The sequence below is a fragment of the Pseudomonas sp. genome (genome assembly GCF_050739655.1).
Taxonomy (GTDB): Bacteria; Pseudomonadota; Gammaproteobacteria; order Pseudomonadales; family Pseudomonadaceae; genus Aquipseudomonas.
Genome location: NZ_JBOIBY010000540.1, coordinates 1 through 11,627, shown reverse-complemented (window position 1 = coordinate 11,627; position 11,627 = coordinate 1). Strand labels below are relative to the sequence as shown.

The window sequence follows — 11,627 nt, the reverse complement described above, 5'->3', positions numbered from 1 at the left end:
CAAGCTGTTCCTCGAACAAGGTGAAGACAGTGTCACCGTCGAGATGATTGCTGATGCTGTCGGTATCGGCAAAGGCACGATCTACAAGCACTTCAAATCCAAGGCTGAAATCTATCTTCGCCTGATGCTCGACTATGAGCGCGACTTGAATGAGCTGTTGCACTCGGCCGATGTCGACAAGGACAAGGAAGCCCTGTCCCGCGCCTACTTCGAATTCCGCATGCGCGATCCACAGCGTTATCGCCTGTTTGATCGCCTGGAAGAAAAGGTGGTCAAGGGCAACCAGGTGCCGGAGATGATCGAAGAGCTGCACAAGATCCGCGCTTCGAACTTCGAACGCCTGACTCTGCTGATCAAGGGCCGGATCAGCGAAGGCAAGCTCGAAGACGTACCCCCTTACTTCCACTATTGCGCGTCCTGGGCGCTGGTGCACGGTGCCGTGGCGCTGTACCACTCGCCGTTCTGGAGCAATGTGCTGGAAGATCAGGAAGGGTTCTTCCAATTCCTGATGGACATCGGCGTGCGCATGGGCAACAAGCGCAAGCGCGACACTGACACTCCGAGCAGCTGAGCCATTCAGCAGCCTTATTGCCCCATGATTTCGCTACATGGGCCATTACCGCAGGAATATACTCAGGCATAGGACTTGCTAAAACTTGATTTCTCAGTCAAGTTTTAGCGATCCGAATATTCTTTTGCCGGAGTGGCCATGATCGTTGACCGTCAAGGCAGGCGTTTTCGCAATTTGCGAGTCAGCCTGACCTCAGCCTGCAATTACGCGTGTACTTACTGCGTGCCCAACGGCAAGCGGCTGGTGGCTGCGCAGGATGAACTGTCGGCTGAAGCCATGGCCCGCGGCGTGGCCTATCTGATCGAAGCGGCAGGCATCGAACGTTTGCGCATCACCGGCGGCGAACCGCTGGTTAGCCCGAAACTCGAAACCTTCATGACCGCGGTCGGGCAGATGGGCCTGCAAGACATCAGCCTGACCACCAATGGCCAGTTGTTGGCGAAGAAGCTGCCGCTGCTGCTGGATGCCGGTATTCGGCGCATCAACGTTTCCCTCGATACCCTCGACGCCAGTGCCTTCCGCGCAATTGCCCGTGGCGGCGACCTGGCGACGGTACTCGATGGCATGGACCAGGCTCGTGCAGCCGGCATGAAGATCAAGGTCAACATGGTGCCTTTGCGCGGTCAGAATCTCGATCAGGTCATGCCGTTACTCGATTACTGCCTGGAACGTGGCTATGAGCTGCGCTTCATCGAGCTGATGCGCATGGGCCACCTGGCCAGCGACTCCAACACTTTTCTGCAACAGTTCGTCAGCCTTCAACAGTTACTGAGCCTGATTGGCGAGCGTTACGAGTATCTCCAGGCCGACGCACCGGTCGATGCAACAGCGGTGCGCTACGAAATCCCGGAGCTTGGGTACTTCGGCGTGATCGCCAATGAAAGCGTTCCTTTTTGCCGGACCTGTTCGCGGTTGCGTCTTTCCTCTACGGGATGGCTGCATGGCTGCCTGTCGTCGAGCAATCGCCACTATGTCGGTGATCTTCTGGACAAGCCGCGTCATCAAGCGCTGCCGGCGCTGCAACGGCTGCTGGTCAAGGCGTTGGGCGACAAGCAGGAAGTGGCGTTCTCCGGTGGCGCGACCGTCATGAAAATTATCGGCGGCTGATCCGGCCCTATCGCTAGCAGGCTAGCTCCCACAAGGATGGGGGCAAACCGAGGTACAGATACCCCTGAGCTGGCGCAAAAGCTGCATCCCATGGCCATTCGCCGGTTTTCCGTCACCGGCCTTTGGAGGATAGGATGCGTAGCCTGGTTTTGCTGCTGGCCGTTTTGGCGCTCGGTGGCTGCATGAATGTCAGCGATATGGCCGAAGGGGCTCGCTACCACATGAGCGACGCCGGCTTTCTGGATCACAGCGACAGCCGCCGCGTGAATAACCTGCGCATTCAGCCGGACTCGTTCGTCTACATCGCTCAGGGTGCGTTCATGCCACCGGGCAGTGCGGTCTACCCGCGTCCAAACGTGATCGCTGAAGTCGCGTTCGATGGCTTTATCGAATACTTCCCCATGGTCCGTCGCGCCCACACCCCGGAAGGCCTCGACCAGGCCATGAACGAAGCCCGTGCTGTCGGTGCTCATTACCTGCTCTACACCCGTTTCGCCAAGTCCGATGATCGTATTGGCAACTCGGATGAATGGCTCGACCAGGAAGCACTGGATCGTCTGGGTGTCGATACGGGTGTGATTCAGATCATGTTGATCGAGACCAGCACCCAGTATTTGATTGATACTGCGCGTATCAACAGTCGTGGCGGTTTGCTGACGTTCCACGACAAAAAACCAGAAGACCTGATGGGCCCGCCACTTGAGCAATACGCTCGTGGCCTGCTGGGTCTGAGCGACCAGTAATTTCAAGGAGAACGCCATGAGTGGCCCGCAAAAAGCCAACGACCTGTTGGGGCAAATCCCCAAAACCGATGGCTTGCCGCCGGTGCACCTGTGGAACCCCGATTTCTGCGGCGACATCGACATGCGTATCGCCCGCGACGGCACCTGGTATTACCTGGGCACGCCGATCGGGCGCAAGCCGATGGTCAAGCTGTTCTCCACCATCATCCGTCGCGATGGCGATGATTACTTCCTCATTACGCCGGTCGAGAAGGTCGGGATCAAGGTCGATGACGCGCCTTTCGTGGCGATCGCCGTGGACGTGGAGGGCGAGGGGCAAACGCAGGTGCTGCGCTTCACCACCAACGTTGATGAAACCACCGAGGCCGGAGCCGAGCACCCGATTCGCGTGGTGATCGATCCGATTACCCAAGAGCCTGCGCCCTACGTGCATGTGCGCAGCAACCTCGAAGCGCTGATTCATCGCAATGTGTTCTATCAATTGGTGGAGCTGGCGGTGAGTCGCGAGATCGATGGGCAGCGTTGGCTTGGCGTCTGGAGCGGCGGAGTATTCTTCCCAATCGGCCTTGAGCCCTGACACATAACCCTTGTGGGAGCGAGCAAGCCCGCTCCCACATAGGACTACCGCACGCCCCAAAAAATCCAATTGACACCCAATCATATGATGATTAGCGTGGGCATCCATCGCGAACGGCTTTGAGGTGTCCATGTCCAGCAGCTTTCATGCGTCGACGGTCGATTGGCTGGGTTGCTGGATCGCTGCGGGGCAGGTCAAGCCAGGTGAGACGATCAAGGTCGAAGCCGACCTTGGCGAGCAGCTGGGAGTCAGTCGCACGGTCATTCGTGAAGCCATCAAGACCCTGGTTGCCAAAGGCATGCTCGAAGTCGGGCCGAAGGTCGGTACGCGGGTTTTGCCCGTGCGGCGCTGGAACCTGTTCGATCCACAGGTTGTAGGTTGGCTGTCACGCAGTGGTTTGCCCGAGAACTTCGTCGATGACTTGCTCGACCTGCGTCGCACCATCGAACCGATGGCTGTGCGCTGGGCCTGTGAAAGGGCGAATGCCGAACAGGTGCAAGCCGTCCTTCTGGCCTACAACGCGCTGGAAAGGGCAGTGGAAAGCGGGATTGATTACAACCGCGCGGACCAGGTCTTCCACGAGTGCATTCTTGCCGCCAGCCACAACCAATTTATTGAGCAAATGATCCCAGCCTTGGGCGCACTGCTGGCGGTGTGTTTCGAGGTGTCCGCTGCCGACCCGGACGAACTGCGCCGCACCCTGCCGATTCACAAAGACATGGCCCAGGCCATCGCCGCCCGGGATGCCGCGCGGGGCGTGTGGGCCTGTATGACGCTGATCGATAACGCCGACCTGGCCATCAAGCGTTATTACCCGCAAGTCATGGCGGATAAAAAAGCCAGCTGAAACGAAATCCCACTAAAAACAAGAACAATGCAGGAGGTTTCATGACGTTGACCGCAGTCACCGAACACCGGGCGCAACTGGGCGAAGGTCCGTTCTGGGATGCCCCGACCCAGGCGCTGTACTGGGTCGACATTGCCGGTAAGCAAGCGCTGCGGCTAATCGGTGCCAACGTGCAGATTTGGCAGATGCCGGAACACGTTTCAGCGTTCATTCCCTGCGCAAGCGGCGATGCGTTGGTGACCTTGAGTAGCGGCGTGTATCGGTTGGACCTGAATTCACCGGGGGTGGACCCGCGACTGACCTTGTTCTGCGTCGCCGATCCGCAACCGGGCAACCGCGGCAACGAAGCTCGTTGTGATGCTCAAGGCCGGCTCTGGCTCGGCACCATGCAAAACAATATCGGTGAGAAGGGCGAGGACCTGCCCATCGTGCGACGCTCCGGGGGATTGTTTCGCATTGATCGCGATGCCAGGGTCACGCCGTTACTGCGCGGGCTGGGCATACCCAACACACTGCTGTGGAGTGATGACGCCACCACCGTTTATTTCGGCGACAGCCTCGACGGCACGTTGTATCAACATTTCATTCGAACCGATGGCGGCCTCGATCCGGCGAAGGTCTGGTTCGGCCCGGATAAAAGGGGTGGGCCTGATGGCTCGGCCATGGACGCTGAGGGGTTCATCTGGAATGCCCGCTGGGATGGCAGTTGCTTACTCAGGCTCAGTCCGGACGGCAAAGTCGATCGAGTAATCGAGCTCCCCATCAGCCGTCCCACCAGTTGTGTATTCGGCGATGCCGACTTGAGGACCTTGTACATCACCAGCGCCGCGAGCCCGCTTGGGCATGCGCTGGACGGAGCGGTGTTATCGATTCGGGTAGATGTCCCCGGAAAGCTCTGTAGTCGCTTTGCGGGATAACTCCCAATATGTGGGATGCAAATATATATATTGAGATTTTGTGCGAGCCGGGTTTATAGTCGGCTCCATCAGTGACACGCACTCACACTTAAAAAAACAAAACAGGTGAAGTGATGCAGCGATATTCCCGGTACTCCCTCGCGGAGTCAGCGATTCAGACCGCAGCAGTGCTGAAACGTTTTTTGCTTGCCTGTTTCCTTTTCAACGCCTTTTGACCGGACATCGAGAGATGCCCGGTTTTCGTCGTGCTTTCGAACAGGAGTCCTTGATCCATGGCTGAACCACTTTCCTTGCCAGCAGCGCCCGAGCCGCCCAAGGGCGAACGCCTGAAAAACAAAGTCGTACTGCTGACCGGGGCTGCCCAAGGCATCGGCGAGGCCATTGTCGCGTCTTTCGCTTCCCAGCAAGCCAAGCTGATAATCAGCGACATCCAGGCTGATAAAGTCGAAAAAGTCGCGGCGTACTGGCGGGACAAGGGCGCCGATGTGGTGGCGATCGAGGCTGATGTGTCGCGTCAGCAGGACCTTCATGGGATGGCCCGGCTGGCCGTCGAGCGTCACGGTCGGATCGACGTGTTGGTCAACTGCGCCGGGGTGAATGTGTTCCGCGATCCGTTGCAAATGACCGAGGAAGATTGGCGCCGCTGCTTCGCCATCGACCTCGATGGCGCCTGGTACGGCTGCAAGGCGGTATTGCCGCAGATGATCGAACAGGGCATCGGCAGCATCATCAACATCGCTTCCACCCATTCCTCCCACATCATTCCAGGTTGCTTCCCGTACCCGGTGGCCAAGCACGGTTTGCTCGGCCTGACCCGTTCACTGGGCATCGAATACGCGGCCAAGGGCATCCGTGTGAACGCCATCGCGCCGGGTTACATCGAAACCCAGATCAACATCGATTACTGGAACGGTTTTGCCGACCCCCACGCCGAGCGTCAGCGGGCCTTTGACCTGCACCCACCCAAGCGCATCGGCCAGCCGATCGAAGTGGCCATGACCGCGGTGTTTCTGGCCAGCGATGAAGCGCCGTTCATCAATGCGTCGTGCATCACCATCGATGGCGGTCGCTCGGTGATGTACCACGACTGAGTGACCGGGATTTCAGTCGGATTACTACGACTAAAATCCAATCATCATACGATATGACTATTGGCAGTATTGCGTTACCGCTCCATGGCTTTCAAAGAACGCTCAACAAAAATAACAAGGAGTCAGCTTATGAATCGTCGTCATGCAATCCGTACCCTGTGCTGTGCCGCCCTGGCGGTCTCGGCGGTCAGCCTCAGCAGCACGCTGCTGGCGGCTGAGGAAGTAAAAATCGGTTTTCTGGTCAAGCAGGCGGAAGAGCCCTGGTTCCAGACCGAATGGGCTTTTGCCGAAAAAGCCGGCAAGGAGAAGGGCTTTACCCTGATCAAGATCGCCGTGCCGGATGGTGAGAAAACGCTTTCGGCTATCGACAGCCTGGCGGCCAACGGCGCCAAGGGCTTTGTCATCTGCCCGCCGGATGTGTCCCTCGGCCCTGCGATCATGGCCAAGGCCAAGCTCAACGGTCTGAAAGTGATCGCTGTGGATGACCGCTTTGTCGATGCCAGCGGCAAGTTCATGGAGGACGTGCCGTACCTGGGCATGGCGGCATTCGAAGTGGGCCAGAAACAAGGCAGCGCCATGGCCACCGAAGCGAAGAAGCGCGGCTGGGAATGGAAGGACACCTACGCGGTGATCAACACCTACAACGAACTCGACACCGGCAAGAAACGCACCGACGGTTCGGTCAAAGCGCTGGAAGATGCCGGCATGCCCAAAGACCACATTCTGTTTTCGGCGCTCAAAACCCTCGACGTGCCGGGCAGCATGGATGCCACCAACTCGGCCCTGGTGAAGCTGCCGGGCGCGGCGAAGAACCTGATCATTGGCGGGATGAACGACAACACCGTGCTCGGCGGTGTTCGTGCGACCGAAGCTGCCGGCTTCGCTGCGGCAAACGTGATCGGCATCGGCATTAATGGCACCGACGCCATTGGCGAGCTGAAAAAACCTGACAGCGGTTTCCACGGCTCGATGCTGCCAAGCCCGCACATCGAGGGCTACAACACCGCCAGCATGATGTACGAGTGGGTCACCACGGGCAAAGAGCCGGCGAAGTACACCGCCATGGACGACGTGACGCTGATTACCCGCGACAACTTCAAGCAGGAACTGGAAAAGATCGGCCTGTGGAACTGAAGGCCGGTTGATTTCATCGGCGGCCCCGGCAACGGGGCTGCCAGATCTGTGTGATGAGGTGGTTATGCACGCGCAAACAAAAGCACAACAACACAACCCAGGCGGCAGCTTGCGCTTCAACGGGATTGGCAAAACCTTTCCCGGGGTGAAGGCGCTGGACAACATCAATTTCGTTGCCCATCCGGGGCAGGTTCACGCCTTGATGGGCGAGAACGGCGCCGGCAAGTCGACGTTGCTGAAGATCCTCGGTGGCGCTTACATCCCGAGCAGTGGCGAACTGCAGATCGGCGAGCAGACGATGGCGTTCAAGTCCACCGCCGACAGCATCGGCAGTGGCGTCGCGGTGATCCACCAGGAGTTGCACCTGGTGCCGGAAATGACCGTGGCGGAAAACCTGTTCCTGGGTCATTTGCCCGCCAGCTTCGGCCTGATCAATCGCGGCGCCTTGCGCCAGCAGGCGTTGGCCTGTCTCAAGGGCCTGGCTGATGAGATCGATCCGCAGGAGAAGGTCGGACGCCTGTCCCTCGGTCAGCGGCAACTGGTGGAAATCGCCAAGGCCCTGTCCCGTGGCGCCCATGTGATTGCCTTCGACGAACCTACCAGCAGCCTTTCAGCGCGGGAGATCGATCGCTTGATGGCGATCATCGGGCGCCTGCGCGACGAAGGCAAAGTAGTGCTCTACGTTTCCCATCGCATGGAAGAAGTGTTCCGTATCTGTGATGCGGTGACGGTGTTCAAGGATGGCCGCTATGTGCGTACATTCGAGGACATGAGCGAGCTGACCCACGATCAACTGGTTACGTGCATGGTCGGTCGCGATATTCAGGACATCTACGACTATCGCTCGCGCCCCCGTGGCGCGGTGGCCTTGAGGGTCGACGGCCTGCTGGGGCCTGGCTTGCGCGAACCGGTGAGTTTCGACGCGCACAAAGGCGAAATCCTCGGGCTGTTTGGTTTGGTCGGGGCAGGGCGCACCGAGCTGTTTCGTATGCTCAGCGGCCTGGAACGCAACTCTGCCGGACGTCTTGAATTACGTGGTCATGAACTGAAATTACGCTCCCCTCGCGACGCCATTGACGCCGGCATTCTGCTGTGTCCGGAGGATCGCAAGAAGGAGGGGATTGTTCCGCTGGCCAGCGTCGCCGAGAACATCAACATCAGTGCGCGCAGTGCCCACGCAGGTTTCGGCTGTCTGATCCGCGGGCTCTGGGAAAAGACCAACGCCGACAAACAGATCAAGGCGCTGAAAGTGAAGACGCCCCACGCCGGGCAACCGATCAAGTTCCTGTCCGGTGGCAATCAGCAGAAGGCGATTCTCGGTCGCTGGCTGTCGATGCCGATGAAAGTCCTGCTACTCGATGAGCCCACTCGCGGTATCGATATCGGGGCCAAGGCCGAGATCTACCAGATCATCCATAACCTGGCCGCCGACGGCATCGCGGTGATCGTGGTGTCCAGCGACCTGATGGAAGTGATGGGCATTTCCGATCGCATCCTGGTGCTGTGCGAAGGCGCGCTGTGTGGCGAGCTGAGCCGAGAACAGGCCAATGAATCCAACCTGCTGCAACTGGCTTTGCCGCGCCACCGCGCTGACGGCGTGGCGAACTGAGAGGTAATGATGATGACAACCAAAAACGAGACCCTGCCGACCGAACGCAAACCTCTGGACCTGCGGCGCTTTGTGGATGATTGGGCAATGCTGGCGGCCGCGGTCGGGATCTTCGTGCTCTGCACCTTGCTGATCGACAACTTCCTCTCGCCACTGAACATGCGCGGGCTCGGCCTGGCGATTTCCACCACCGGCATCGCCGCGTGCACCATGTTGTATTGCCTGGCGTCCGGGCATTTCGATTTGTCGGTCGGCTCGGTGATTGCCTGCGCCGGGGTGGTGGCGGCAGTGGTGATGCGCGACACCAACAGCATATTCCTCGGCATCAGCGCGGCCTTGGTCATGGGGCTGATCGTCGGCCTGATCAACGGCATCGTGATCGCCAAGCTGCGGGTCAATGCGCTGATCACCACGCTGGCGACCATGCAGATCGTGCGTGGCCTGGCCTACATCTTCGCCAATGGCAAAGCGGTGGGCGTGTCTCAGGAATCGTTCTTCGTATTCGGCAACGGCCAGTTGTTCGGTGTGCCGGTGCCGATTCTGATCACCATCGTCTGCTTCCTGTTCTTCGGCTGGTTGCTCAACTACACCACCTACGGGCGCAACACCATGGCCATTGGCGGCAACCAGGAAGCGGCGCTGCTGGCCGGGGTCAACGTTGACCGGACCAAGATCATCATCTTCGCCGTGCACGGTGTCATTGGCGCACTGGCCGGGGTGATCCTGGCGTCGCGCATGACCTCCGGGCAACCGATGATCGGCCAGGGTTTCGAGCTGACAGTGATCTCGGCTTGTGTGCTGGGTGGGGTGTCGTTGAGCGGCGGGATCGGGATGATTCGGCATGTGATTGCCGGTGTTCTTATTCTGGCGATCATCGAGAATGCGATGAACCTGAAGAACATCGATACGTTTTATCAGTATGTGATTCGCGGTTCGATCTTGCTGCTGGCGGTGGTGATTGACCGCATGAAGCAGCGTTGAGATTTGTTTTGATCTAACTGACGCCATCGCCAGCAGGCTGGCTCCCACAGGGGATCTACTTTGTACACCTGATTTTGTGTACGACTCGGATCACTGTGGGAGCCAGCCTGCTGGCGATTGACCGCGCAGCGGTCACAGCTTTTGCCATCCCTTCCGTCATCTCCCTCAAATATTTCTTGCTCGTAACAAACAGTTTCAGGTTCAATTTGTACATGATTAGACAGGTACGATTCGACAAGAAAAAACGGGTGGTCGACGAGCTCATCCGGCGCATTGAAAGCGGCCTCATGGAGGACGGTTTTCATCTGCCCGGTGAGCATCAGTTGGCTCAAGAATTCAAAGTCAGCCGAGGAACCTTGCGTGAAGCCCTGGCCGAATTGAAGCGGCGCAACTACATCGCGACCCAAAGCGGGGTGGGGTCTATCGTCACATTTGACGGCGTGGTGCTCGACCAGCGCAACGGCTGGGCGCAGGCGCTGGCCGACAGCGGGGCGCTGGTCAATACCGAAGTATTGCGGCTGGAGGCGGTGACACGGCCTGATCTGCTGTCGCGCTTCGGCACCGACCAGTTCATCACCCTCGACCGCCGTCGCCGTTCAAACGACGGCACGCTGGTCTCCCTTGAACGTTCTCTAATGCCTGCGACTGGTGGCCTGGAAGGCTTGCCTCGCGTGGGTCTGATCGATGATTCCTTGACCATCACCTTGGCCGCCTATGGCTACATTGGTGAGCGCGGTGATCAATGGATCGGCGCCGAACCGTTGAACGCCGAAGACGCCGAGCTGCTGGGGCGTCCCGTCGGCACGGTATTCCTCAAGGCCTTGCGCACCACTTACGACCGGCAAAACCGCTTCATGGAGCAAGTGGAAAGCCTGCTCGACCCTGTGCATTTCCGTCTGCATCTGCAAATCGGACCGTCGAAATGACGGCGCTCAACCGTGCCTTGGGCGCTTTTTACGGCCTCGCGTTGGGCGATGCCCTGGGCATGCCGACCCAATCGTTAAGCCGCGCTGAAATCCAGGCGCGCTTTGGTGAAATCACCGACCTCGAAGATGCCGGCCCCGATCAACCGATCGCCGCGAACATGCCCAAGGGCTCGATCACCGATGACACCGAACAGGCGATCCTGGTGGGTCAGTTGTTGGTTGACGGTAAGGGCAAGATCGAACCGTCGGTGCTTGCACAGCGGTTGATCGAGTGGGAAGCGGTGATGCAGGCCAAGGGCTCCCAGGATTTGCTCGGCCCTTCGACCAAGCGTGCAATCGAGATGATTCTCGCTGGCCATTCGCCCGAAGAAGCGGGGCGTTACGGCACCACCAACGGGGCAGCGATGCGCATTACACCGGTGGGCATTGCGGCGAATGTCGCCGATCCCCAGCGGTTTATCGAGGCTGTCGTGCAAGCCTGTCAGGTGACTCACAACACTTCGCTGGGGATCTCCAGTGCTGCGGCTGTGGCCGCCGTGGTTTCTGCCGGGATCAACGGCTTGGACCTGGGCGAAGCCTTGAACCTCGGCCAGCAAATGGCCCAGCAAGCGCAAAGCCATGGTCACTGGGTTGCCGGTGGATGCATTGCATCGCGCATCAGCTGGGCTCGAAGTATCAGCGTCGACAGCGACAATGGTTTGCTCTCGGATTTGCTGTACGAGGTGATTGGCACGTCGGTGGCGTCTCAGGAATCGGTGGTGGTGGCGTTCGCGCTGGCCCAGCAAGTGGCCATTGGTGAAATGAACGCTTTTGACGCACTGTGCATGGCCGCCAGCCTTGGCGGCGACACCGACACCATCGCGGCGATACTGGGCGCGATGCTTGGGGCTTGCCTGGGGCTTGAGAGTTGGCCTGTCGAGATGATCTCGAAGGTCAAGGCCGTCAATCATCTGGAGCTGGAGCCGTTGGTGCAGGGCCTTCTCGCTCTGCGCTGAATGGGCTGACGCCTTCACAAGCAGGTACACATTCTCCCTGTAGGAGCTGCCGCAGTCTGCGATCTTTTGACCTTGATTTTCGGCGGCTTCAAAATCGCCAAAGAAGATCAAAAGATCGCAGCCTGCGGC

Annotated in this window: 12 protein-coding genes; all 12 read left to right on the top strand. The window is 59.0% G+C overall.

Translation table 11 applies throughout. The features are described from left to right. Positions 1-571, top strand: a 571-nt coding sequence (locus ACRESJ_RS25940) for a TetR/AcrR family transcriptional regulator (RefSeq protein ID WP_431760418.1), incomplete at its 5' end; no start/stop codon positions are given. 138 nt (positions 572-709) lie between these two features. Next, the gene (locus tag ACRESJ_RS25935) at positions 710-1,678 is read left to right on the top strand and encodes a GTP 3',8-cyclase MoaA (protein ID WP_431760417.1); all 969 of its coding nucleotides are present in this window, start codon (positions 710-712) and stop codon (positions 1,676-1,678) included. A 134-nt stretch (positions 1,679-1,812) separates the two neighbouring features. Continuing rightward, complete coding sequence (locus ACRESJ_RS25930) at positions 1,813-2,421, top strand: DUF4823 domain-containing protein (protein ID WP_431760416.1); 609 nt, start codon at positions 1,813-1,815, stop codon at positions 2,419-2,421. Between the two features lie 16 nt (positions 2,422-2,437). Beyond that, positions 2,438-2,998 carry a DUF1285 domain-containing protein gene (locus ACRESJ_RS25925; protein WP_431760415.1) on the top strand — a complete coding sequence of 187 codons (561 nt, stop codon included), beginning with the start codon at positions 2,438-2,440 and terminating at the stop codon, positions 2,996-2,998. Positions 2,999-3,128: 130 nt separating this feature from the next. Continuing rightward, on the top strand, positions 3,129-3,845 hold the full coding sequence (locus ACRESJ_RS25920) for a FadR/GntR family transcriptional regulator (protein ID WP_431760414.1): 717 nt from the start codon (positions 3,129-3,131) through the stop codon (positions 3,843-3,845). Positions 3,846-3,886: 41 nt separating this feature from the next. After that, positions 3,887-4,762 (top strand): SMP-30/gluconolactonase/LRE family protein, encoded by an 876-nt coding sequence (locus tag ACRESJ_RS25915; RefSeq protein ID WP_431760413.1) that lies wholly within the window; start codon positions 3,887-3,889, stop codon positions 4,760-4,762. Positions 4,763-5,034: 272 nt separating this feature from the next. After that, on the top strand, positions 5,035-5,853 hold the full coding sequence (locus ACRESJ_RS25910; RefSeq protein ID WP_431760412.1) for an SDR family oxidoreductase: 819 nt from the start codon (positions 5,035-5,037) through the stop codon (positions 5,851-5,853). Positions 5,854-5,982: 129 nt separating this feature from the next. Then, positions 5,983-6,987 carry a substrate-binding domain-containing protein gene (locus ACRESJ_RS25905; protein WP_431760411.1) on the top strand — a complete coding sequence of 335 codons (1,005 nt, stop codon included), beginning with the start codon at positions 5,983-5,985 and terminating at the stop codon, positions 6,985-6,987. Between the two features lie 64 nt (positions 6,988-7,051). Next, entirely contained in the window at positions 7,052-8,596 is a 1,545-nt protein-coding gene (araG, locus tag ACRESJ_RS25900) for an L-arabinose ABC transporter ATP-binding protein AraG (protein ID WP_431760410.1), read from the top strand. Between the two features lie 12 nt (positions 8,597-8,608). Next, the gene (gene araH / locus ACRESJ_RS25895; RefSeq protein WP_431760409.1) at positions 8,609-9,577 is read left to right on the top strand and encodes an L-arabinose ABC transporter permease AraH; all 969 of its coding nucleotides are present in this window, start codon (positions 8,609-8,611) and stop codon (positions 9,575-9,577) included. Between the two features lie 212 nt (positions 9,578-9,789). Continuing rightward, positions 9,790-10,503 carry a GntR family transcriptional regulator gene (locus tag ACRESJ_RS25890; protein ID WP_431760408.1) on the top strand — a complete coding sequence of 238 codons (714 nt, stop codon included), beginning with the start codon at positions 9,790-9,792 and terminating at the stop codon, positions 10,501-10,503. Continuing rightward, positions 10,500-11,498, top strand: coding sequence for an ADP-ribosylglycohydrolase family protein (locus ACRESJ_RS25885; protein WP_431760407.1), 999 nt, complete (start codon positions 10,500-10,502; stop codon positions 11,496-11,498). Before ACRESJ_RS25890 ends, ACRESJ_RS25885 begins: the two co-directional genes overlap by 4 nt. Positions 11,499-11,627 lie beyond the last annotated feature (129 nt).